This is a genomic window from Candidatus Poriferisocius sp. (assembly GCF_965202595.1).
In the GTDB taxonomy this organism is placed as follows: Bacteria; Actinomycetota; Acidimicrobiia; order Acidimicrobiales; family Bin134; genus Poriferisocius.
In genome coordinates this window covers 371,745-396,151 of sequence record NZ_OZ241836.1, presented here as the reverse complement: position 1 = coordinate 396,151, position 24,407 = coordinate 371,745, and the positions used below count along the sequence as shown (strand labels likewise).

Annotated in this window: 19 protein-coding genes, 1 tRNA gene and 1 pseudogene; 11 read left to right on the top strand and 10 right to left on the bottom strand. The window is 61.9% G+C overall.

The genetic code is table 11. The features are described 5' to 3' along the window. Positions 1–260: 260 nt before the first annotated feature. Positions 261–5,462: a fibronectin type III domain-containing protein gene (locus tag ACOGXC_RS02195; RefSeq protein WP_419919093.1), complete on the bottom strand. Its 5,202-nt coding sequence runs from the start codon at positions 5,460–5,462 to the stop codon at positions 261–263. A 205-nt stretch (positions 5,463–5,667) separates the two neighbouring features. Between ACOGXC_RS02195 and ACOGXC_RS02190 the strand changes: the two genes are divergently transcribed. Continuing rightward, the gene (locus ACOGXC_RS02190) at positions 5,668–6,462 is read left to right on the top strand and encodes a hypothetical protein (protein ID WP_419919092.1); all 795 of its coding nucleotides are present in this window, start codon (positions 5,668–5,670) and stop codon (positions 6,460–6,462) included. Positions 6,463–6,520: 58 nt separating this feature from the next. Here the strand turns inward: ACOGXC_RS02190 and ACOGXC_RS02185 are convergent, their stop codons facing one another. From ACOGXC_RS02185 to rpmB, 4 genes are all read right to left on the bottom strand, one after another. Then, positions 6,521–8,197 (bottom strand): hypothetical protein, encoded by a 1,677-nt coding sequence (locus ACOGXC_RS02185; RefSeq protein WP_419919091.1) that lies wholly within the window; start codon positions 8,195–8,197, stop codon positions 6,521–6,523. Between the two features lie 131 nt (positions 8,198–8,328). Beyond that, positions 8,329–9,066 (bottom strand): HDIG domain-containing metalloprotein, encoded by a 738-nt coding sequence (locus ACOGXC_RS02180; protein WP_419919090.1) that lies wholly within the window; start codon positions 9,064–9,066, stop codon positions 8,329–8,331. Positions 9,067–9,107: 41 nt separating this feature from the next. Beyond that, positions 9,108–9,275 (bottom strand): 50S ribosomal protein L33, encoded by a 168-nt coding sequence (gene rpmG, locus ACOGXC_RS02175; protein ID WP_419919089.1) that lies wholly within the window; start codon positions 9,273–9,275, stop codon positions 9,108–9,110. Further along, complete coding sequence (gene rpmB, locus ACOGXC_RS02170) at positions 9,275–9,511, bottom strand: 50S ribosomal protein L28 (RefSeq protein WP_419919088.1); 237 nt, start codon at positions 9,509–9,511, stop codon at positions 9,275–9,277. Before rpmB ends, rpmG begins: the two co-directional genes overlap by 1 nt. 143 nt (positions 9,512–9,654) lie before the next feature. Here rpmB and ACOGXC_RS02165 point away from each other — a divergent pair, with 143 nt between their 5' ends. The 6 genes and pseudogenes from ACOGXC_RS02165 (at position 9,655) to ACOGXC_RS02140 (ending at position 15,152) form a co-directional block, all read left to right on the top strand. Beyond that, a complete protein-coding gene (locus ACOGXC_RS02165) occupies positions 9,655–10,680 on the top strand; it encodes an LLM class F420-dependent oxidoreductase (RefSeq protein ID WP_419919087.1) in 1,026 nt (341 codons plus the stop codon). A gap of 204 nt (positions 10,681–10,884) precedes the next feature. Beyond that, positions 10,885–11,475, top strand: a pseudogene (locus tag ACOGXC_RS02160) (DsbA family protein); the annotation flags it as partial. Between the two features lie 67 nt (positions 11,476–11,542). Further along, complete coding sequence (locus ACOGXC_RS02155) at positions 11,543–12,772, top strand: hypothetical protein (RefSeq protein ID WP_419919086.1); 1,230 nt, start codon at positions 11,543–11,545, stop codon at positions 12,770–12,772. 60 nt (positions 12,773–12,832) lie between these two features. Beyond that, positions 12,833–13,384, top strand: coding sequence for a hypothetical protein (locus ACOGXC_RS02150; protein WP_419919085.1), 552 nt, complete (start codon positions 12,833–12,835; stop codon positions 13,382–13,384). Between the two features lie 62 nt (positions 13,385–13,446). Beyond that, positions 13,447–13,818 (top strand): hypothetical protein, encoded by a 372-nt coding sequence (locus ACOGXC_RS02145; RefSeq protein ID WP_419919084.1) that lies wholly within the window; start codon positions 13,447–13,449, stop codon positions 13,816–13,818. An 8-nt stretch (positions 13,819–13,826) separates the two neighbouring features. Beyond that, positions 13,827–15,152: a hypothetical protein gene (locus tag ACOGXC_RS02140; RefSeq protein ID WP_419919083.1), complete on the top strand. Its 1,326-nt coding sequence runs from the start codon at positions 13,827–13,829 to the stop codon at positions 15,150–15,152. A gap of 69 nt (positions 15,153–15,221) precedes the next feature. Here ACOGXC_RS02140 and ACOGXC_RS02135 read toward each other — a convergent pair. Next, positions 15,222–15,295, bottom strand: a tRNA-Arg gene (locus ACOGXC_RS02135). A 77-nt stretch (positions 15,296–15,372) separates the two neighbouring features. Between ACOGXC_RS02135 and ACOGXC_RS02130 the strand changes: the two genes are divergently transcribed. The 4 genes from ACOGXC_RS02130 to ACOGXC_RS02115 all read left to right on the top strand — a co-directional run bounded on the left by ACOGXC_RS02130 (position 15,373) and on the right by ACOGXC_RS02115 (position 19,084). After that, a complete protein-coding gene (locus ACOGXC_RS02130) occupies positions 15,373–15,849 on the top strand; it encodes an NYN domain-containing protein (protein ID WP_419919082.1) in 477 nt (158 codons plus the stop codon). A 269-nt stretch (positions 15,850–16,118) separates the two neighbouring features. Then, positions 16,119–17,222, top strand: coding sequence for a hypothetical protein (locus ACOGXC_RS02125; protein ID WP_419919081.1), 1,104 nt, complete (start codon positions 16,119–16,121; stop codon positions 17,220–17,222). An 85-nt stretch (positions 17,223–17,307) separates the two neighbouring features. Continuing rightward, a complete protein-coding gene (locus tag ACOGXC_RS02120; RefSeq protein ID WP_419919080.1) occupies positions 17,308–18,207 on the top strand; it encodes a 1,4-dihydroxy-2-naphthoyl-CoA synthase in 900 nt (299 codons plus the stop codon). 127 nt (positions 18,208–18,334) lie between these two features. After that, complete coding sequence (locus ACOGXC_RS02115) at positions 18,335–19,084, top strand: SDR family NAD(P)-dependent oxidoreductase (protein WP_419919991.1); 750 nt, start codon at positions 18,335–18,337, stop codon at positions 19,082–19,084. 59 nt (positions 19,085–19,143) lie between these two features. Here ACOGXC_RS02115 and ACOGXC_RS02110 read toward each other — a convergent pair whose 3' ends face one another. The 4 genes from ACOGXC_RS02110 to ACOGXC_RS02095 all read right to left on the bottom strand — a co-directional run bounded on the left by ACOGXC_RS02110 (position 19,144) and on the right by ACOGXC_RS02095 (position 24,331). Continuing rightward, entirely contained in the window at positions 19,144–20,313 is a 1,170-nt protein-coding gene (locus tag ACOGXC_RS02110; RefSeq protein WP_419919079.1) for an ATP-binding protein, read from the bottom strand. A 68-nt stretch (positions 20,314–20,381) separates the two neighbouring features. Continuing rightward, complete coding sequence (locus ACOGXC_RS02105; RefSeq protein WP_419919078.1) at positions 20,382–21,575, bottom strand: amidohydrolase family protein; 1,194 nt, start codon at positions 21,573–21,575, stop codon at positions 20,382–20,384. A gap of 32 nt (positions 21,576–21,607) precedes the next feature. Next, the gene (locus ACOGXC_RS02100; RefSeq protein WP_419919077.1) at positions 21,608–21,982 is read right to left on the bottom strand and encodes a hypothetical protein; all 375 of its coding nucleotides are present in this window, start codon (positions 21,980–21,982) and stop codon (positions 21,608–21,610) included. 117 nt (positions 21,983–22,099) lie between these two features. Next, entirely contained in the window at positions 22,100–24,331 is a 2,232-nt protein-coding gene (locus ACOGXC_RS02095) for an AAA family ATPase (protein ID WP_419919076.1), read from the bottom strand. Positions 24,332–24,407 lie beyond the last annotated feature (76 nt).

Sequence of the window (24,407 nt, the reverse complement as noted above, 5' to 3'; positions counted from 1 at the left end):
CCACCGAAACCAACACCGACCCCAACAACCCCACCAAAACCAGGAGCCCAAACCAGGGCAGCCCTAAACGACTACCCCCCCCCCGGCTAGAGCCCAAACCAACCCGCAAAAAACTCAACATAACCCCCACTATAACCACCCACCCCCCCCCCCCCCGCAAGCATCCCCACCACAAAGCCATTAGCGGGGACCGGCCCCCGCCGGGGTCGACCCAGGGTGGTGGGGGACACCCCGGCGGGGAGAAATTAGGTGGAGGTGGGCTAGTTGTTGCAGATGTCGTTGTTCAAATCAGCAACACTGTCGCCATAGTTGCCGCGGCCCAGGCGGCGGCACTCCTCGGCCAGGATGCTCCTGTACTCATCGCGGTGGGTGGCGGCCAGGGTGTCACCGGCTTTTTGGCGGGCTATGGCCTCGCGGCGGGTGTACGGGAGTGAGCAGACATCGGCCACGCCGTCACCGTCGCTGTCGAGGGGGTAGGTGGTGGGCCCACCCAGGGAGCGGTTGGCGCACCAGGAGGGGCCGGTGATGGTCCCGGAGTAATAAGGACCCCCGTCGTTGGGGGGTGGGAAACCGGGTGCGGCCAGGCTGTCACCGCCGCAGGCCTCGTTGCCGGGCTGGTTGGCGCACTCAGCGTTCACAAGCCGGCGATACAAAGCGGGATACCGGTTGGCCAAAGTGATCACCGCGTTCTGGCGGGCTATGGCCTCACGCCGCGTGTAGGGCAAAGAGCAGATGTCAGCCACCCCATCACCGTTGCTATCGAGAGCGAACAAGCGGGCTCCACCCAAAGAGAACTCCGCGCAGAAACTCGGGCTGTTGACGGGACCGGTGTAGTAGTCCTCATCACCAGCCCGATCATCGCCAGGAGTGATCGTGGGCGAGGTGCCCGCGGGGCCGGCACCCACCGCGTTCACCGCTCGCACCTCAAAGGTGTAACCCACCGGGCCGGTACCAGCATCGACTCCGTCTATGACCGTGCTGGTGGTGGTGGCCCCGACATCGGCCCAATCACCGAAACCGGCGCTGCCGATACGGGTGCGCCACTGCCAACCCGTCACCACCGAACCCCCATCGGTACCCGCGGCCCAGGTGACGGTAATGGTCCCGTCGGTGACCGTTGCGGTGACGGTGGGGGCATCTGGTACTGCCGCCGGTACCGCCGCAACAGAGGCAACAGCACCGGCACCCATCGCGTTCTGGGCTCGTATATGGAAAGTGTAGCTGGTGCCATTAGTCAGACTGGGTACCGGTACCGAGGTGGCATCAGCCCCCAAACCCACCCCAGCCAAGTCCTGCCACTGGCCATCATCGATCCGCAGATGCCAACCCGTCACCGCAGAACCCCCATCATCACCGGGTGTCCATGACAACGTGACTCTGCTGTCGCCGGGTGTGGCGGTAACCGTGGGCGCAGCGGGGGTGGTAGCAGGGGTTGCGGTGTCAACGCCGACAGCGCCAGGGCCCATGGCGTTTTGGGCTCGGACCCCGAAGGTGTAAGCGGTGCCGTTAACCAGGTTCAGCACCGGCACCGAGGTGGTATCAGCAGGATGGTCCTGCCATGAGCCATCACCGGTACGCACCTGCCAACCCGTCACCACAGACCCACCATCGGCACCCGGTGTCCAGCTCACCGTCACCATCCCATCACCAGCAGCAGCTGTCACAGTCGGCGCGGCGGGCACCGTCGCCGGTGTCGCCATCGCAGTACCAGCGGTGCCGGGGCCCATCTTGTTCTGAGCCCTGACCTCGAACATATAAACAGTGCCGTTCATCAAATCACCAACATCAGCGGTGACGACAGCAGCAGCCACATCAACCCAGGTGCCGTAGTCACCGTCGGCGGGTTTGGCCCGGTACTGCCACCCCGTAACCGGGGCAGCCCACGACGATTCACCCACCTCACCGCTCACACCAGCGGTCCAACCCAAAGTGACCATCATGTCACCAGCGGTGGCGGTCACCGTCGGCGCTGGGGGCACCGCGGAGGGAGTGACCGCCTCGGACTCGAACGCGGTGCCGATCACCTCGGTATCAGTGGTCACCGCCCTTATTTGGAACGTGTAGGCCCGACCATTGGCCAAACCATCCACCACCTTCTCCCGAGCCGCCCCACCACCGGCTACCGCCGTCCACGAACCGTAACCCCCGCCAGCGGTTTTCATGCGGTACTGCCAACCAGAGATGGTGCTGCCCCCCGTGTTCGCCGGTGTCCATACCAGCGTGGCCTGCCCATCGCCAGGGGTGGCTTGCAGCGTTCCGGCTGCGGGCGCACCGGTCGGCGTCACCGGACCAACCACCCCAGCCGCGGGGCCAGCACCGAACCGGTTCACCGCCCGCACCTCAAACTCATAGCCCACACCGTTGACCAAACCCCCCACCGGCACACCAACCGACTCGGCCCGGTGGCGGGGGGTGGCGGTGGCCGGTGACGGGTTCTGGGGTTGCGGTACCGGGGTTCCCAACGACTGCCACGCATCAAAAGCTTCGCTGCCGGTGCGGCGCACCCGAACGTCGTAACCCAGAACCGATGTCCATTTCGCATCCCCCGCAGAAGCAGCCCGCAACGGGGCCACCACAGTGATCTTCACCTCACCATCACCCGGCACCGCCGTCACCTGGCGAGGCGCAGCAGGCACCCGACCGGGGACGACCTCCAGCGACTGCGCCGCCGCACCATCACCGGAACCAGCGGCCAACTGCCCCGAGGGCACCCAATCAGCCAACCCGTTCACCGCCCGCACCTGGAACCGATACAGGGTGCCATTGGCCAAACCCTTCACCGTTGCTTGAGTTGTTGAGGGGCCGCTGCGGGAAACCGTTGTCCAATCGGTGTCCCAAGCCCCGAACGCGGCATCAGCAGCAGCACGTGATTGTTTGCGGTACTCCCAGCGAACAATCGGCGGACCCCCAGACCCTGCCGAGGTCCACGACAACACCACCTGCCCATCACCACCGGTTGCGGTTAGCCCTGCCGGTGCGGGTGGGTTCACACCGGGTATCACCACCTTGTCGGGGAAAGTATCGACGGCTGTGGTGTTGATAATCAAACCGGCACCATTGGAATACAGCACCACACCGGGCAACATGGTGTTGCCGTGCCGGTTCAACCCCCTGACCCGGAACTCGTAGGCCACCCCGTTGCGCAAACCCGACACCGTGATCCCATCGGTGGTCACAGCGGTGCTGCCCGCAGCCCGATTCGCGAACCGCTCACCAACATTGGCCACCGCCCACGGCGACCACTCACCATCGGCGGAACGATACGAGTACTGCCAAACCGTATCAGCATAAGTACCATCGGGATCGGTGAAAGCATTCTCATAAACCACCACATAATAAGGATTACGATTGGCATCGGTGCGCCGTTCCTCTTTGGGTCGCACAACGTTCAACCTCACCTGACCATTACCCGGAACCGCCAACACCTCCGGCCGCGTCAGGTCGGTACCGGCCCAATCCGCAGCACCCGGCAACGGTGGAGCCCCGAAAACAAACGGCACCATCTCGCGCGCATAACCCGCACCCAGATCAGTCACCGCCCGGTGCCGAAAAGTGTAAGTCTCCCCAACCCGAAAAGTCATCTCATCAAAACGCTCATCCGCATTAGTAAGACCTCTCTTGCCCCCCGCCTGAACAAACCACGAACCCCACGGCTCATCACCCACCTTCCACGCATACTCACGCCGCACAGTCGTGCTACCATTCGTATTACCCGACTGAGCAACTATATTAGGACGACCAGTGCTACGAGGATCAGCGGTGTAACCCCGCAAATGCAAAGCATTTGGCATAGCACGAACCCCCTTAGCGAAATTAACCCTCACCACCCCCGACACCAAACCCTCACCCCTAGCATTATCCGCCCGCACCAAAAAATAATTATCCCCCACAGGCAAACTACTGGAACACTCATCAGGACAATAAGTAGCCCCAGCATACCTGGGATCAACAACCCTACCCGTGTTCAACGTCACCGACCGCAACCCCCCACACCCCGGATCCACCCCCGCAGTATTATCACACAAAACATGCCAAGATGCACCAGACAACCCTGCCACCGTATCTGACCGCTTGAACTGCCACTTCGTTACCGGCGAACCACCATCATCCACCGTCCACGACAAAACCGCCTGATGCAACCCCACCGAATAATCCGACACCGGCTCCGCAACCACCACCGGCGCCGCCGGCACCGTCCCCGGATAAACAACCCCCGCTGTCACCGCCACCGCACCAGCCCCAACATTATTCACCGCCCGCAACCGGAACCAATAACCCACACCCGCCACCAAACCCCGAACCGTAAACGACGCAGTAGTATAGGGACCCGGTATCGCCACCCAACCACCCCAATCACCATCACCAGCCCGCACCGAATACTCATAACCCCTAAAAGGCCGAGAAGCAACACCAGCCGGCTCCCCCCAACTCAACACCACCGACGACTCCGCCGCCGTCGCCGTAAAACCACCAGGCGCTCCCAACACCACACCCGGCGACACGAACCCAGAACGCGCCGCCGTGCCCGCACCCAACGCGTTAACAGCCCGCACCTCAAACACATAATTCTTAGTGTTATCCAAACCACCCACAACATAAGACCTGGCCCCAGCCCCTCCAGGAACCCGATGCCAACCCGCTTGCGTCAACGCCGTATAACTCTCAGCCCACCGAACCTCCCAACCCATAACCGGCGAACCAACCACACCCGGCGCAGCCCACGACAACAACGCTGACTTATCACCCGGTGTTACCACAAAGCCACGAGGAGCCCCCGGTGCGCCCCTTACTACAGTTGACCCCACCTCACCGGTGGCACCGTTGCCGTGCTTGTTGACCGCCCGCACCCGGAATGAATACCCCACTTCGTTGGTCAACCCCTTGACCACGAATGATTCGCGATCCTTAGCAGCGTTGCCATCGTCGGCCATCACCGACCACCCTGACCATTGCCCGTCGCCTTGCTTGATCGCGTACTCATACCGCAAAATATCAGTGAACCCCGACCCGGCTACCTCACCGGCAGCCTTGGCCCACTTCAGTGTGATTTGGGAGTCCCCGGGAACCGCCCGCAAACCCGCCGGAGCGGGGGCAACACTGGAAATACGAACCGAAGTCGGATCCGCAAACTGGGAAGCACCCGCACCAGCAGCGTTCACCGCTTTGACATGAAACTGGTAATGAACACCAACCGTCAAATTCGACACCACAAACGACCGGGCAGCCGCACCACCAGGCACCGGCCACCACACCACCCCACTACGATCCCCCGAAGCGGTCCTTACCTGAGCCGAAGTCGGAACCCACGTACTCCCACCATCGGTCGACCGCGAAAACGTGTACTCATAACGCGCAACACTCTCAGCATTCGCCCCCGGTGTCCACGACAACCGCACCCGCCCACCATCCAACACCACCACCGACGGATTCGGATACCCCGGAACACCCGACTGCGCACCCACACCCCCCACCCAAACCAACACCGACCCCAACAACCCCACCAAAACCAGAAACCCAAACCAGGGCAGCCCTACACGACTACCCCCCCCCCCCCCGGTTAGAGCTCAAACCAACCCGCAAGCAACGCACCAAAGTCATAAAACAACCATACACCACACAACCACCCGAGGTGAGCTTTCCGCACAAGAAGCGGCTAGGTTCGGGGTCGTGAACGATTACCCCATCCACGTAGGCAGCATGCTGTTCACCCTGGTGGACCCCAACCCGGGACACGAGCGGGAGTACAACCGCTGGTACGAGCGGGACCATTTCTACTCCGGATGCATGATCGGACCCTGGATGTTCGCCGGATCCCGGTGGGTCGCCCCCCGAGGGTTGAAGGACCTGCGCATCACCGACGGCAGCGGCGAGGTCTCGCAGACCGATCAGGGATCGTTCCTGGCGGTGTACTGGGTGCTCGACGGCCACGACGAGGAGCACTGGGAGTGGGCCGGCGAGCAGGTCCACTGGCTGTACAGCAACGGCCGGGGGTTCGCCGAGCGCACCCACCGCCACACCATCCTGGCCGACTGCGGCTGGGCCGTGTACCGCGACGACGACCCGGTGCCGCTGGAGCTGGCCCTCGACCACGGCTACGCCGGTATCGGCGTGGTTGCCATGGACCGATCCGATGGTGTGAGCGAGGAGCAACTCCACACCTTCTTGCGAGACACCGCCATGCCCGAAATGATGGCGGGCTCACCGGTGGCCATCGGCTCGGTCTGGAAGCCCCGCCAGCGGGACGAGATCACCTCCAACTCCCCCATGAATCTGGGCTCGGGCCCGGGTACCGAAGCCCGCACCCTCCAGATCTTCTTCAGCGAGACGCAGCCCGACGGTTGCTGGGACACGTTCCGGTCATACGTGGAGGCAATCAACGGCTCGGGCCTGGCCCATGTCCGCTGGGCCGGCCCCTTCTACAAGACCGTGGTGGGCACCGACACCTACATAGACCAGCTCTGAACCGGGCGGCCGGGCGGACTAACCCCACGGTTCGCCCCTGAGCCCTACCTGCTGGGTTCTACTGGAACGATACGAACACCGGGGTGGGGGTGAGTTCGAGCACCTGCTCGGGGGTGGCCAGGGGGGAGTCCTCGTCGTAGAAGTTCTTCCAGCCCCAGTGGAACCGGTCGGCCCCGGTCCCGGCAGTCAAGGTGTCCCAGGTGCCGTACTTGGCCCCCAGGCTGCCCTGCCCATCCATGTGGATCAGCACCGCCAGCTCGGGAGGGGTCCTTATACCGGAACGGTTCGTGATCATGGACAGCCGGAACTGGTGAACGATGAGCAACTTCTGGGGAAGAGCCTCCCGGCGGACGATACCGGCCAGCCAATCGATCACCCGGTTGATCTCGGCCGCGTCCACCGTGCCTATCTGGTTCAGGTGCACCTGGTCGGGCTTGAGCCTCCACTCGGGATCCAGGGCAAGACCGACATGGGGGAGGCGGAGGAACTCCTCGTAGATCCGGGCCTGCGTGAGAAAGTCGGTTCTTCCCGGCTGTAGATCCAGCACCACGTAGACATCGTTGGCGGCTGCCGCCTCGATCCAGGGCCTGATCGCATCCCGAGCGGTCTCGCCCGAATAGTCACCGTCTCGACCGGGGGCAGCCGAGGCAACGGTGGCGATTATCTCGAAGGTGGGCAGCACCGTGTAACCGTCCCCGTCGTAGCCCCCGGCGATGGATCGGAGGCGTTCGATTCCCGCCTCGGGACCCTGCTCCCCCAGCACTCCGAGGGTGGTTGTCGCCGGATGGCCGTACATGGCCACCAAGCGGCGATTCCGACCGGGATCCCCCCGGCCCGGTTCGAACATGAGCAGGCCGCCCCCGGGGATCTCGTCGCCCCGGCGGATCACCTCCAGTTGCCAGGCCGCATCCTCACCGAGATCGAAGAGAACCTCCACCCGGCTCGCCCCGAATATCATCTCCCGCTCCTCGGGGGAGGCCGCTCGCAAATCCTCGGTCGCCGCAACCACCCCCACCCCGATCTGGTGGCCGAGGGCGGCCAGCGGCGTGGCCGGTTCGGTGTTATCGACGATCCACACCCGGTCATGGGGCGCTCCCCCAAACGGAATGGTTGCCTGCTCATCGACGGTTACCATCTCAAGGGCGAAGTCGGCCAGGGCGTAGCTGAAGGCTCGCCGGTCCAACCCGGCGGCAACGATCCGATCCGGGGCCAGCCGCCGCAGTTCGATCATAAGGGGAGGCTCCACCCAGGAATCGACCAGCAGCAGCGGCCCCCGAATCCCGCGGGACACCAGCGTGGCGATGGCCGCGGCATCCGAAACCGGGGCCAGACCGACCTCGTGAGCGCACGGGTACACAGCCTGCGATATCTCGATACCGGCCTCGGAGGGAGCGGTGGTGGATACGCGCAGATCGTCGGGAACCCGGGGCGAGCAGTCTCGCTCGGGCTCAATGGGCTCGGTGGTGCTCCCAACCCCCAGCCGTTGCGGGCCATCCCCGGTGCCGGCCCAGGGGGAACCCCCCGGCACCGTGGCCACCCTGCTGGCGGCCCCAACCAGGATTACGTTGGTATCGGGGAATGCGATGGGCTCCCGCACGCGGGACGAACCGGTGTCCCTCAGCGCATCGCTGCCCGACAAACACGACGATGACAGCACCACAAAGGCCAGGAGCGCAACAGCCCGACCGGCCCGACCCAACCGATTCGACCGGATAATCGCAGCTCGCCGACTCACGCCCGGCCTGCTCAACTGGGTCTTGCCTGCCACAGAGGCCTTCAGATTAGTGGCCGCCCCCGATAATTACACGCATGTAGTGACATGCATGCAATTACATAGAAACAATTACATAGAAATAAATAGAAAAATCAGGACTGGTTACGGGCCCACCAGGTGTCGAGGCGGGCCTCGGTGGCGGGCGCATCCAACTCGGGCTCGGTGCGTCTGAGCTCCAGGAGAAACGCCAGAGCCCGACCCACCTCGGGGCCCGGACCCACGCCGTAGCGGGCCATGACCGCGTGGCCGTCGAGCAGCGGGCGCTCGGCCGCTCGGCGCTCCTGCTCGGCCAGGCGGGCGATCCGAGCCTCGAGGTCATCCACATGGTGCTGGAGATCGGCGGCCTTGCGGCGGTTCCTTGTGGTGCAGTCGGCCCGCACGAGCTCGTTCAGATAACCCAGCAAGGGCCCGGCCTCCCGGGCGTAGCGGCGCACCGCGGCATCGCTCCAGCCCCCGGCGTAGCCCTTGAACCGGCCCGACAGCCGCACCAACTCGCTCACGTCGTTCACCACCGACTCGGGGTAGTGCAGCGCAGCCAGCCGCTTGCGGGTCATGCGAGCCCCCACCGCCTCGTGGTGGTGGAAGGTAACGGTGCCCCGTTCGTAGGAGCGGGTTCGGGGTTTGCCCACGTCGTGGAACAGGGTGGCCAGGCGCAGGGTTATGTCGGGGCGGGTCTTGGCCACCACGGCAATTGTGTGGGCCAGCACATCCTTGTGGCGATGGATGGGATCCTGCTCGAGGCGCAGAGCGGGCAGCTCGGGAACTATCTCGTCGGCCAGACCCGAATCCACCAGTTTCCACAGTGGTGGAGCGGGATCATCGGCCAGCACCGCAGCGGTGAGCGTGTTCCTGCGCTCGTCAATATCCGTGGCTACCGCTCCTCCTTGAAAGTAACGTGCTTGCGGGCCACCGGGTCGTACTTTTTCAGTTCGATCCGCTCCCGGTCGTTGATCCGGTTCTTGGTGGTGACGTAGGTGTAGCCGGTACCTGCGGAGGACTTCAGCTTGATTATGGGACGCTTGTCACTGGCCATTGCCATCACACCTTCTCGCCCTGGCGGCGCATTTGGGCCAGCACCTTGTCGATGCCGTGCTTGTTTATGGTCTTGAGCCCCTTGGTCGAGACGGTGAGGGTGATCCACCGCTTCTCCGACGGAACCCAGAACCGGTGCTTGTGGACGTTCGGGTTCCACCGGCGCCGCGTCTTGCGGTGCGAGTGGGACACGTTGTTGCCGAACGATGGGCGACGGCCGGTCACCTGGCAGACCCTTGACATAGACCGCCATGTTACCGGCCTGAACACCACCACCCCAACCTGACCCGGCCTGACCCGGCCCGACCCAACCTGAACACCACCACCCCAACCTGACCCAACCTGAACACCCCCACCGGCTGGTATCGGAGTATAGGGTCGCGGCCATGAAACTGGGGCTTGTCTGGGGGTATTGGGGCCGGGGTATGCCCGACAACTTCGTGCTGCTCACCCAGCAGGCCGAAAAGCTGGGCTACGATTCGGTGTGGAGCGCCGAGTCGTGGGGTTCCGATGCGTTCTCGCCGCTGGTGTGGTTGGCCGCCCACACCGAACGCATCCGCCTGGGCACCGGCATAGTGCAGCTCGCCGCCCGCACCCCCACCGCCACCGCCATGCACGCCGTTACCCTCGACCACCTGTCCGGCCAGCGGCTGATCCTGGGACTGGGCGTGTCCGGCCCCCAGGTGGTGGAGGGGTGGTACGGCCAGCCCGGCAACCGACCGCTGGCCCGCACCCGGGAATACGTGGAGATCCTTCGGCGGGTGTTCGCCCGGGACGGCCACCTGACCTTTGAGGGCGACTACTACAACCACCCCTACCGGGGAGAGGGCGACACCGGCCTGGGCAAGCCGCTCAAGATCATGACCCACCCGCCCCGGCCCGACATCCCCATCTTCATCGGGGCCGAGGGCCCCAAGAATATCGCCCAGACGGTGGAGATCGCCGACGGCTGGCTGCCGCTGTACTACTCGCCGTTCCGGCCCGAGGTGTACGCCGAGTCGATCGCCGGCCGCTCGGAGGGCTTCGAGATCACGGTCCACACCACAATTCGGGTCACCGGTGACTCCCCCGAGGAGCTGGCCGATGCGCTGCTGCCCACCAAGGCCTCGCTGGGCTTCTACATCGGCGGGATGGGGGCCAAGGGTCAGAACTACCACACCAAGCTCATGGCTCGGATGGGGTTCGAGCAAGAGGCCCACCGCATCCAGGACCTTTTTTTCGAGGGTCGCCGGGACGAGGCCATCGCCGCGGTGCCCGATCAATTTGCCGACGAGATCTCGCTGGTGGGATCGCCGGAGCGTATCCGCGACCGGTTGGCGGCCTGGGAGGAGAGCCCCGTCACCGGCATCAACGTGGGAGCCCGCAACATGGAGGATTTGCGCACCATCGCCGAGGTCGTCCTCGATCAGTAGCAAAAGCAGCCCCCACGGCGGGCCTCACCCACCGAGATCCACTCCAGCCCCACGCCTCATTCCTTGAGATCCACTCCAGCCCCACAGCCGACCTCACCCCTTGAGATCTAAGGACGATGGACGAGGTTGTCTCCGGTCGGGGATAATGACCCCATGGCCGAGCCCATCACCTTCTATTTCGATCCGCTTTGACCATGGTGCTGGCAGACGGCCCGTTGGGTTCGTCAGATAGAGGATGCCGGCGAGGTGAACGTCACCTGGGGCCTGTTCTCGCTGGCCATCGTCAACTGGAACAAGCCCATGGACGAGTTCGACCCCGACCGGGGGGTGGGGATTCGCTCGCTGCGCACCGCGGTGAGGGCCCGCGAGGTGGGCGGCAATGACGGCATCGGTGCCTACTACCGGGCCATCGGCCACCGGGTGTTCGATATGGTCGAACCCGTGGACGAGCTGGACACCATACGGGCGGCGGCGGCCGATGCCGGGTTCGATGCCGACCTGGCCGATGCCGCCCTGGCCGATGAGGGCACCTGGGAGACGCTGAGAACCGAACACGCCGTTTTGTGCGACGAGACCCGCAGCTTCGGCGTGCCCACCATCCGTCTGGACGGCGGCCGGGGGCCGGCCCTGTTCGGCCCGGTCATCAGCAACCCGCCCGGATCCACCGAAGAAGCAGTGGAGCTGTGGCACCACGTGCGCTGGCTCACCGCCTACGACAACTTCGCCGAGCTGAAACGTGACCGCCTGCCTCCCGATCTGGAAGCCTACCGGCGAAGGTATGAAAACGGCGGCTGATAGTGGGTAAGGTCACCAAGCGGCACCCCGGCAAGGGAGCGGGAACGCCGGTGACACCAAAAAGTCGATGAGCATGAGTCCGGTCACCAAGCGGCACCCCCGCAAGGGAGCGGGAACTCGACGGCTCGTTGCCTGGGCGATGATATGGGTCGTGACCGCCGGCCTGCTGCGGGTGACGCTGGCCGCCCCCGAGGTTTGCCCCCGATTCACCCGGGCCGAGGGGCAGCAATCCATCGATGCCGCCGCCGGTTGGATCATCCGCACCCAGGAACCAAGCGGACGCTACCTGTACAACTACGACCGGCGCACCGGCTCAGCGGTGCCGGGCTACAACCTGGTCCGCCACGCCGGGGGCACGCTGTCGCTGTACCAACTGGCCATCGCCCAGCAGGGCCTCAGCCCGCAAGCGAGCAACCCCCAAGCGCTCAACCCGCAAGCGATGGAAGCCGCCGACCGGGGCATGGACTACCTGCTGGAGCGGGCGGTGGACACCGGCGGCGGGGGCATGGGGCCGGCGCTGACACCCCGGGGTCCGGTCAAAACCGGGACGGCGGCGCTGACGCTGGTGTCGCTGGCCCACCGGCGCATCCTCACCGGCGACAGTCGCCACGACACCGAGATGCAGGCCCTGGGCCGGTTCCTGGTGGGCCAGCAGTTGCCCGATGGGGGGATGCTGAACTTCTGGGATCCCGGTACGGGGGCACCGGTGCCCGAGGTGAGATCCCGGTTCGCTACCGGAGAGGCCGCCTGGGGACTGGCCCTGCTGCACGAGATCTTCCCCTCCGGGGGGTGGGACGATCCCGTGTGGGCCATCATGGACTATTTGGCCACCGAGCGGGACGAACTGGAGGGGCTGTGGCCCCCGCCGTGGCCCGACCAGTGGGCGGCCTACGCCCTGGCCGAGATGGCCGAGTGGGGCTTGAACGACCACCACCTGGCCTACGCCCGGCGCTTGGCCGGCCGGTTCGGCCAGATGATCCGCTGGGATGCCCAGCGGGAGGGCATAGCCGAGTTCTCCCACCTGCCCATGCCCCGCGGCGGCGGCTACGGAACGATCCTGGAGGGGTTGGGAGCACTGGAGTGGCTCTGGCGCAACGAACCCCGGCTCGCCAACCAAGAAGCCGGGGGCCTGCTCCGGGAGCGGCTGGAGTGCGGGGCAGCCCGCTTGATCGACGCCCAGGACGGCGATGGTGCCTGGTACTACGACGATCAGACCAGGGTGGACGACCAGCAACACGCCATCTCCGGGCTCTTGATGGCCGGTTTCGGATTCGACCTGGAAGGAATGCAGCAATGAGAAAAGAAACCCCATGAAAATCCCCATGCAAATAAAGAGAGCAATGAGAAAAGAAACCCCATGAGCGGACTCGGGCCGGTGATTTTGATGGTGCTGGCCGCGGCCAACCCGGCCGCGGGCGCGCTGAGCGTGGCCTGGCGACCCTCGAACCGGGATAGATGGCAATCCCGGGTGCTGATGGCGGTGGCCGCGGCCGCCGGCGTGCTGTGGCTGCTGGCAGCGCTGGCCGATCCCATCCTGGATGCCCTGTCGGTGTCGGTGGGCACCTGGCGGCTGGCCACCTCGGTGCCCTTCGCGGTGGCCGGCTTGCGGTGGATGGTGCTGCCCGCCCGCCCGGTGCACGATGAGCCCCGAGCGGGGGTCCAGGTAGCCCTGATCGCTTTGACCGTGCTGCTCACTCCCCAGATGGTGACCGTGGTGCTGGCCACTGCTGCCCATGACGGCACACTGCGCACCATGGCCGGGGTGGTGCCGGCCGCCCTGCTCGTTGCCGGGCTGCTTCGGGCCCGAGCGGTGCCCACCCCGCTGCTGGCGACAGCGGCGCGACTTCTCGGCGGCCTCGCGGTGGTTCTGGCCATCGCTCTCGGAGTGGACGGCACCCAGACGATCTGAGCCCGACCGTATTCCTCCTGGAACCCTGCCGCTAGCGCCATTCCCGGGGATAAATTGACATCATGGGTTTGAAGCAGACTTTTTGGGCGCGCTTGTCAATCGGCTTCTTCGCCGCTGCCTGCCTCTTGGCCGCGGCCTGCGGCAACGACGCCGAACCCACGGCTGAGGTCGATGGCACCCGCATCGAGGTGGAGGTGGTGGGGGGCAAGCCGGTCGATGGGATCCAAAGACACCGGATCGACACCGGGGACACCGTCACGGTCATCGTGCATGGCGACACCGTCGACGAGCTCCACATTCATGGTTACGACCTGGAGGTGGGGTTCGCCCCCGACCGGCCGGGAACCATCACCTTCGAGGCCAACATTCCTGGCATTTTCGAGGCCGAGACCCACCACCACGGTGATCTGGTGATGGAACTCGAGGTGCGATAATCCCTGAAGTGAGCGCTGTTTTTGCCCACGGGGTCGGGGTAAGGGACGACCTGCCCCTGCCCTTTTACCTGTTCGCCGGCGGTGCGGGCATCGCCCTTATGGCCGCATTCATCAGCTTGAGCTTCTTCTGGCCCCGGGCCTGGCTGGCGGGGGCGGCGAAGGGTCGCAGCCTGGGGCAGGCCTTCGGCTGGGTGCTCGACTTGGTGGCCGTGCCGGCCCGGCTGGCATCGCTGGCGCTGTTCGTGCTGGCTCTGGCCAGCAGCCTCAGCGGTGCCGAGGTCGGCAGCCAGCGCTTCGGCCCGCTCACTGTGTACGTGGCCCTGTGGGTGGGGATGGCGATCGTGTCTGCCCTGTTCGGCGACGTGTGGAAGGTGCTCAACCCGTTCGAAACCATTGCTGGCGCCATCGAGTGGACCGCCAGCCGGCTGGGCCTGCCCACCCTCAGGGACAACGGCGAGATTCCCGGCGGCTACTGGCCGGCGGTGATCGCACTGGGATGGTTCCTGTTCTTCGAATTGTGCTACCACGACGGGACCACCAACTCGGCGGTCGGTGGGGCCATGATCGCCTACACGGTGGGAATGGTCGGCGGGTCGGCGGTGTACGGGCGGCGCTGGCTGCGCCAGGCTGACGGTTTCGGGGTGCTTTTCGGCCTGCTGGCCAAGATGGCACCCCTGTATCGCGACGAAACCGGCGCTGTGAGGCTGCGGCCCCCGCTGTCGGGGCTGACCACGGTCGCCCCCCGTATCGACCTGCTGGCCGTGCTGCTGGTGGTACTGGGAGGCACCACGTTCGACTCACTGGCCGGCAGCACCTTGTGGCCCAACCTGGTGGGCTACCACCGGGGCTGGAGCTCCACCATGGTCAACACCGCAGGAATGGCCATCGTCATCTCCGCAATGGCCTTGCTCTACTACCTGGGCTCGCTAGCCGTGGGCCGCTACACCGGCCACACCCCCCGCGAGATCGCCCGGCGTTTCGCCCACTCCCTGGTGCCCATCGTTTTTGGCTACACCGTGGCCCATTACTTCTCGTTTCTGGTCCTCGATGGCGGGCAACAGTTCCTGCGCCTGCTGTCCAACCCCTTCGACCGGGGAACCAACTGGTTCGGAACATCCGACTGGTCGGTGAACTTCCTGCTGGTATCCCCAGGCACCATCGCCTGGATCCAGTTCCTGGCCATCGTCCTCGGCCATATCGCCGCTGTGTTGGTGGCCCACGACCGCGCCGTCGAGACCAGCGACGCCAAAGAGGCCTCCTGGGCCCAGCGCCCCATGCTGATCGTGATGGTCTTCTACAGCGTGGTCGGCCTCTTGCTCCTCCAGCGGGCTTGAACCGCCGGAAAGCGCCGAGGCTCGGGATTGCCGCCGCCATGACTGCTTGAGGCCAACTCCAAGAATCGGCGCCCACGGCAGGATTCGAACCTGCGGCCTTGGACTTAGGAGGTCCCTGCTCTGTCCGACTGAGCTACGTGGGCGGGCCGGCGCGCCATGAGGCCCGCAGTTGCCAGGTTAGCGGCCGGGCCGGGGGTTGGCCCGCTGTTATGGTACGGGGGTGGAGCAGGCCTCGGGAGGGGTTTGCCAACACACTGGACCCAACCTTGCCCGCAAACTTGGCATTTGGGGTTGCAGTACAAACCGATGGGCGATATGGTGTGGTTACTCTTCCCCGCCTGGCCTGTCCATCAGGTCATGGCGGGGTCTATTAAAACTGTTTACTAAGCCTCTGAAGTACCACCGTGAAACAAATAGTACCGGCGATATTATTTACGTTGGGCGGGAAAAGGGCATAGATGTGATGATGGCACTTGATATCGCAATTGGTGCCATCAATGGCGAATACGACGTAGCAGTAGCTGTGACTGCCGACACCGATCTTGTTCCGGCGTTGGAGCACGCTTTGGCTGTTGGTAGACGTGTCGAGACGGCAACATGGCAAAAGAAAAAAAGTCTCTGTCAAGCCGGTCAACGTCACCCCCTCACGTGGCAAGTACAAAGGAAGAGGACTGTTCGAAGCCCGAGAACTTCTTGACCTACTCAACCCGGAAAATGAATATCCACAACAAGAGTTCTCTTTCGACCCCACCACCCCTACCCCAGCGACTTCTGGTTTTACGTCTGCTCGAAAGCGGCGAGAGGCTGCGGTCACTGAGGCCCGTCGCCTTCGACGAGCAGGTCTAACCCATAGGGAAATCGGTGATCGGCTCGGCTTGTCACGTTCGTGGGCGCAGAAAACCACCAAAGGAATCAAAAAAGGCTGAACATTTGTGATGATTCATTTATTTATGATATATTTCATGTATGTCCACTGTGGCGATGGACGCGGAAGCGGCCATGGGTCTGGCGATCGATTACCTGGTCGCGGCCGACGAGCTCGACCGGCGGAGGCAACGGTGGGGCGCGGTGGTCGACGAGGTGGACTACTGGCTGGGCGAGAGCCAGTACCCGGTGTGGCAGGCGCTGGACGGTATCAGCCGGCAGCTACGGGCCGACTCCGAGGACATATCCCGGCGAGCCCAGATGATCCTTTTGGGGCCGGAGAGTCTGAACCTGGCCCTCTGGGCCATAGAGGTACTGCGGCGCACCCCCGATGTCTGGGGGGACGACGACATCGTGTCCCGGCGCAACCTGGAGTCGTTCGTCACCCGACCCGATGAGCTGGGTGAGGCGGCCCGGATCCTGATCACCAACCGCAGCCTGTTCACCATGCTGGATACGGCCAAGAACAACCGCGACTACCTGTCCGATCCCCTCAAGGGTTTCCAGGCCAGCGGTGGCGACGGTCGCATCAGCCTCGACGACCTGGATGCCTTCGAGGCCAAGATGTCGGCCTACACCGTCCTTTTGCCCTACCTGGCCACCATAGATACCGCGGCCCAGGGTGACCTGTCCAAAGCCGACCTGTTCCTGTCCAAAGCCGATTTCGAGGCCATAACCGCCGATACCAGCCTGCCCCCTGCGGTGCGGGAGGCCGCGGCCACTGTCATCGCCCACGGTGCCTACCATCGCAAGGACGGTTTCGGTTGGGACGATGTGGGGTTCTGGGCCATGGAGGTCGCCGGGGTTCTGCCGGTGGTGGGCGAGATAGTTGACACCACCCGGGCCCTGTACGCGCTGTCGCAGGGTGACTGGCAGTCGGCCCTCATCTTCGCCGGGAGGGTGGCCATGCCCCTGGGAACGGGCAAGACGCTCACGGCGGCCCGGGTTCTGGTGGAGATGGGTCGTCGTCGGGCCCACAAGGAGATGGCGTACTTCACCGCCCGCGAGTCGGCCAAAAAGGCCAGCAATAGGATAAGTGAAAAGGTTCGCCAGAAAGTGGCCGAAAAAGCCAAGGACACCTACCAGGGCTGGCGGGACGACTCGGATAGCGACTTCAAGTACCCGCCCCTGCCATCTCAACCGTAGGGTGTGGAGTACCCGCTACCTCCAAACTTACCTGTGGGGGGCGTAGGAGGTCGTGGGGTCTCGTAGGGTGTCGTAGGGTATCGTCATGGTCTCGGAGTTGTTCGACCCCGATCTCTGGCAGGTGGTGGAGGGGTTGGATCTGACCGACGTGACCTACCACCGGGCCGTCGACCAGGCCACGGTGCGGATCGCTTTTGATCGGCCCGAGGTGCGAAACGCTTTTCGCCCCCACACGGTTGACGAGCTCCATCGGGCCCTGGACCACGCCCGCATGACCCCCGACGTGGGCACGGTGCTGTTGACCGGCAACGGGCCTTCCCCGGTGGACGGCGGTTGGGCGTTCAGCTCGGGGGGCGACCAGCGCATCCGGGGGGCCGATGGCTACCAGTACGCCAGCGGCGAGACCGGGGAAACGGTGGACAGCACCCGGACCGGGCGCCTGCACATCCTGGAAGTGCAACGGCTCATCCGGTTCATGCCCAAGGTGGTGATCGCGGTGGTGCCGGGGTGGGCAGCCGGTGGGGGCCACAGCCTGCACGTGGTGAGCGACATGACCCTGGCGTCGGCCGAGCATGCCAGGTTCAAGCAGACCGACGCCGACGTGGCCAGCTTCGACGGCGGCTTCGGCTCGGCCTACCTGGCCCGCCAAGTGGGCCAGAAGCGGGCCCGGGAGGTGTTCTTCGTGGGCCGGGCCTACACCGCGGTCGAGGCCTACGAGATGGGTATGGTCAACGCGGTGGTACCCCATGTTGAGCTGGAGCGAACCGCTCTGGAGTGGGCCGCGGCGGTGAACGCCAAGAGCCCCACCGCTCAGCGCATGCTCAAGTTCGCCTTCAATCTGATCGACGACGGGCTGGTGGGCCAGCAGTTGTTCGCCGGGGAGGCCACCCGCCTGGCCTACGGCACCGAAGAGGCCGCCGAGGGCCGGGACTCCTTCCTGGAGAAGCGCCCCGCCGATTTCTCACGGTTCCCGTACCACTTCTAGCCGGGGGTTACGGTTGGGGGCGGAGCATCATTAGGGTTCGGCCATGGCTGATTCCCTTGCTGCCGACCCGGCAACCGACCCGAGGTTCGCCCCGAGACCCGACCCGGTATCGCTGAGCGCGGCTCGAATGTTCGACCTATCGGGCCGGGTGGCGATCATCACCGGTGGGAGCCGGGGCATAGGGTTGTCCATTGCCCACGGCTTCGCCGCCCAGGGGGCCGGGGTGGTGGTGGCCAGCCGCAAGCCCGATGCCTGTAATCTGGCGGTGTCAGAGATAGCGCAAGCCGGGGGCGAGGCAATGGCCGTTCCCACCCACATGGGCGACCTCGACAGCATTGACCGGCTGGTGGAGGCCACGCTGGAGCGGTTCGGGCGGATCGACATCGTGGTGAACAACGCGGCCAACCCGCTGGGCGTGCCGATGACCGAAATAACCCCGCAGATCTGGGACAAGTCGTTCACCGTCAACCTGAGGGGGCCGTTCTTCTTGTTCCAGAGGTGCCTGCCGTCGCTGCTGGCCTCCGACCACGCCTCGGTCATCAACGTGATCTCGGTGGGTGCCTACATCCCGGCTGGCAACACCGCCATGTACTCGGCGGCCAAGGCCGCGCTGTTGTCATTCACCCGATCCATGGCCGGGGAGTACGGTCCCCAAGGGGTGCGGGTGAACGCCATAGCGCCGGGCACGGTTGACACCACCATGACCCGCAACACCGGCCCCGAGGCCATGGGCCGCATGGCCGATCTGAGCCACCTGGGTCGCATCGGCCACCCCGACGAGTTGGTGGGTGCCGCCCTGCTGCTGGCCTCCGACGCCGGCAGCTACATCACCGGCCAGTGCATCATCGTGGACGGCGGCTTCGTGCCTCCCCGGTAGGGGCTTGCGCCGGCCCGGTGACGATTGTAGCTGATCCAACCCCGGCCCGGAGGCGCTGCTCATCCGTCCAGTTGCTCGAGCAGGCCGGGCAAACCCAAGAGAGGTACAACCTGGCCCTGCCGGCGGCTCTGGTGGTCGGCACCCCCGTACACCACGGCCCGTGTGGTTATACCCGCCAGCACCTTTGAGACTCGATCCAGGGCGTCGAAGTGGTCGGAGGCAACGGTGGCCCCGGACTTGATCTCGATGGCTCCGATGCCGCCGGCATGCTCGTACAACAAATCGCACTCCAAACCCCGGGAATCCCGGAAGAACGACAAGTTGGATCGCCAACCCCGGTTGAAGCGATGCTTGAGAACCTCCAGAACAACCGTGTTCTCGAAAAGCAGCCCACGAAGCGGATGGGTGGCAAGCTGCTCCGAGTGCTCCACGCCGATCAGGTGGGCGGCCAATCCCACATCGTAGAAGTAGAGCTTTGGTGACTTGATCAGGCGCTTGCGGAGGTTGGCGAAAAACGGCGGCAGGCGGAATACCACGTAGCTTGCCTCCAACACAGTCATCCAGTGCTGCGCAGTGGTATGGGAAACCCCGGCATCTGCTCCCAGCGAGGACAGGTTGATTACCTGGCCTACCCGTCCGGCGCACAGCCGCACGAACCGCCCGAACCCGGCCAGGTTTCGGATCTCCCCGAGGCGGCGCACATCGCGCTCGACGTAGGTCTCGAAGTAATCGCCGAGCGCTTGGGACGGTTCAAGCCCCTGGTCGTGAATGCGGGGGTAGAAACCGGAGTACAGGATGTGGTCGACCTGGTTGCTCGCCCCCGTTCGGCTGCGCTCGGCCAGTGAGAACGGCAGCAGGCGAAGCAGCGCTGTGCGCCCCGCAAGTGTCTGGCCAATGGCTTCGGAGAGCCTGAACTGTTCACTACCGGTGAGAACGAAAAGGCCGTTCTGCTGTTTCTCATCAACCAGGACTTGAAGGTACGACAGCAGGTCGGGAACGCGTTGGATCTCATCCAAAACAGCCCCCTGGTCGAGCCGGCTGAGAAAGCCCACGGGGTCGGTTATTGCGAACTCCCGCTGGTTGGGAGCCTCCAGGTTCACGTATTCAAGAGACGGAAAGGTGGCCCGGCACAGAGTGGTCTTTCCCGACTGGCGCGGCCCGGTCACCGTAACCAGGGGATACTGCTCGAACAGCCTCAGCAGTACCGAGGTGATCTCGCGCTCGATCACCGCCCCAGACTACCCCTTATGTGTCAATTTGCAATTACTACTTGCACATTGTGCAACTCTGAGGGGATTCAGCCCACATTGAACAGGGCAGCGGCGTTGTCACGCATGATGAGGCGCTGCTCGGTGCCGGAACGGTTGGTGATGAGGTCGATGAAACGGTTGGGCTCGGCGATGCCCTCGGGGTGGGGATGGTCGGAGCCGAACAGCACCTGGGTGGCACCGATGCGATCCACCAGGGCCTCCACATCGTCCTCGGGATAGGGCGACACGTAGCAGCACCGCTTGAAGATCTCGCTGATACGCCCGGCGGGGCGCCCGGCGGGCCAGGGACCGAAGCGGGCCATGCCCTTCTTCTTGTCCAGCAGGGTGAGCAGGTAGTGCACCCAGTCGGAGCCGTTCTCGATACTCAAGAAGTTGAGATCGGGGAAGCGGGCGTGCATGTTGGCGTAGAGCAGCGTACCCAACGTCTCCATGATGGGACGGTCACCGTGGCAGAAGGCCCATTGAAAGGCCGACATCTCCCGCACGTTGGCTACCGGGTCCTCGCCCATGCGGGCGGCCAGATCGCCGTAGCGCAGGTCGGCAATGTGGAACGCCACCGGGATACGGGCCTCATTGAGCCGGGCCCAGAACGGGTCGTAGTAGGGATCGGCAATGGAGCGGCCCTCGCCTCCCCACGGGCAGGGGCGCAGATGCACGATGCGGGCTCCGGCTTCCAGCACCCGGTCGAGTTCGGCGATGGCGTGCTCCCGGTGCAAAAGCGACAGCAGCGGCGGGGCGAACAGCCGGTCATGGCCGGCATAACCCCAGTCGTCCTCCAGCCAGCGGTTGAAGGCCCGCAGGTTGGCGTAGGTCTGCTCGACATCACCCACCATGTACTCCTCCACCGACACCCCGAAGGTGGGCAACAAGATGGCCCACCCCACACCCTGGCGGTCGAGCAGCTCGAGGCGGGCATCGGGATGCTTGTAGGCCGCCAGCATGTTCTCGGCGGTGTAGGAGTCACCCCAACTCAGATCGGAGTTCTCCCGCTTGGCCCGTAACATCTCGTGCAGCGAACCGGGAGCGTTGGTTTTGTCGAACTTCACGTGCATGAAGTTGTAGGGGCGCTCCCCCACCTTCACCTCCCACTCCCCATCAGCCCCCCGAGCCGCGGTTATGGCCCGGTGGCGATAGCGCGACTCGATGTGACGGCTGAAGCAGTCCGGGGCCTCGTAGTAGTGATTGTCAGCATCAAAGGTGCGATAGCCCAGCTCAACCATGAAACGAGCCTAGTACCTATCGAGCATCCAAGTCATTCGTTAGACACGCGAACACGGTTGTAGAGAGTAGCAGCATAATTCAGAGCTTTGTGCAAAGTTGCAAGTCGAAGGTCTTGACTATGCAACTCTTTAAGAACAAGAGGACAGCCTGCTCCAGCAAGACAATTACCAATTTCAATGATCTGAGCAGGATTATCAATTTCCTCGTGTTCATAGCCAAGGTAGTGAAAGGCAGCAATTGCAAGAATATCACACAAAACATCTGGCATTTCCACACTTCGAGTGTCAACAAACTTGTCGCCCCACCTTGACGATGGTCCTTCAAGTGGGTTCAGATCCTCCGCTAACGCAGTAGCTAAAGAGAATCCCCAAAAGTCAAGCTGTCTACGAAACGGTGCCTTCTCCACGCTAGCACTCTGATGCATACGCACTAGACGATGTATTTCATCAGTCGAACTCTTAGGAAATCGCAGAGAATGAGTCTGTTGAGTCAAAATTTGACCAAAATAAGACATGAATACCTTTCAATTATCTCTCTTGGACCATCCGGGTGAACCTGCCTGCCCAACGCGCTCACAGATTGTACAGTACTGGCGTGGGCCACATGAACATATCAATGAAACACGCTGTTCTGTTGTCCAATTCAACACATCACCTCCGCTGCCTGCTTCAATCGCATCCCACTGACCAGTAAGAGTATAGGTAGCACCAGCATACTGGTCTACTATACCAACCTCTGACTGCGATTCAAGGTCGGAATTGGTGAGCAATAAAATGGGCTGCTTGGAGTTTTCCGAAGTAATACGTAAAGTATTACGCCGCACAACACCAGACATAAAGTTTAGTAATGAGTCGGCAATTAACGGGGCACGAGTTTGGGATTCAATACACAAAGCTAATACAAAAGACAAAGCCAATACTCGACGGGATGCTCCATTGATTTGCACTGGTGGCATCGAATGTTCATGATTATTCAAAGCAAATATTTCAAAATTATCGGTATTATCGTCAACACTTCGAACCCCCACTCGTGAAATCATACGTAATGTGGCTTTACTAGATTGGCTATCTGCTAACTCTTCATCAGAAACATTAGCAGCCATCTTTTGGAAAAGACGGTTCATTCGTTCCGAAAGCTCCTCTACTTGCTGACGTTCTATAGTAGAATAAGCATGGTCAATAACTTCAATAATATACTGAGACATATCTCTGGCAACTAGATGATCTTTTGCCTCACGTTTGTTACGTTGCCTTTGAGTAATAGTTTTTTGCATAGAAATAATTTTTTCTTCTAAAGTTTGTAGCTTATTATTATAGTTATATAAGTTTACTTTGCACGCATCAAGGAGCTTTTGAAGAGTACTCTTTTCATCTTTATACAACTGAATTCTTTCGGAATCAATGCCATTAATTTTCATTTCTATACTTCTTTCTTCTGTTTGTAAATTGCGCAATTCCTCATCAGATCTAGCAAGGCTAGCTAAACTATCTTCCCGTTGACTATTCCAGGTAGATTTTTCTATAGTGAAACTCAGTTTTTGTACAGAACTATATAAATGATCTAAAAAATTAGCTCGTTCAACTTTGGAACCTATCTCACTGATACTATGTCTCACTTTTTGTCCATATTCATTATCTTCAGACAAAACTTGCCCACAAACACAACGCCCAGATGTGAGCAAGCTTTTTACAAAAGGCAAGTGGGCAGCAGGGATTGCCCCTTCATCGTGCAATGGCTTGAGAAAATTATATACCTGGCCAATCAATGTTGATGCACAAGTTGCTAACAAATCCTCTGCCTCTAACGCTTGAGTTAGATTGGCCAAAGATTCTTTCCGTCCACTTATTAATTCATTCTGTTTTATTTTATTATTTTTCTTTGACAAAATAAGCTCATCATAGGAACCTAACTTAAGCACTTCCTTTTCCATATTCTCCTCTAACCTGACTAATTTGTCTGCTAACTCTGCCTCACGAACACGCTCTTCACTAATCTTTCTCTTTGTATCTTCCATACTTTCTTTAGCGTTATTCAAATCTTGATCAAGTTTGACCAGATCAACGTCACCTATTGCTTTAGTTGCCTTACTACTAAACTCTTGAGCTACTTTTTCAATTCGATCTCTAGCATTTTTGAAAATTTCTATGCCCAAAAGGCTTGTAACTGCTGCTGTAGTTTTATCGCGTACTTCTTGCTGTGAAACAATTTTATTTTCACTGCCTCCCACAAAATCAGTTACCTCATCGGTATCCATAATAAAAAAGTCTCTCAAGCTATAGGGTAAAAGTTGCTCTATTACAGCATCAGCACCCTTATCATGTGGCTCCCAATTCCCATCCATCTTTTTAACCATTAGTGTAATGCGTTCATCAATACGAAGAAAATTAGGCTCAGTATCTTTGCCGTCTTGCAGAATTTGGGTTTTGACAATTCTGTCTAGCCTGTAAAGATCGGTATCATTATCAGTCTCCGTGTAATATCGGCTTGTACCATCCGCTTCAAACTCTATTACTACACGAGTCTCGATACCTGCCGCATCTGGTCGCCACCAAGCTGGATGGATCGGAAACCGTGACCCAGGTTCAGGCAAAGCTCTGTCACCATACATACCCCAGTGCAGTGCCCTGAGGAATGTAGTCTTCCCCGACCCATTTTCGGCCCGTATAATAGTCAATGGGCGCTCTGAATCAGTAGAAGGCTCTACTACTAGATTATCAAACAACACAAAATTCTCGATTTCAATCCGTTGCAGCATAAGCATAATTATACTCCTAACGCTCAAGTGTTTGAATAGCTACTTGACTGATCATCCTAGCTACCTTCTGATTAAT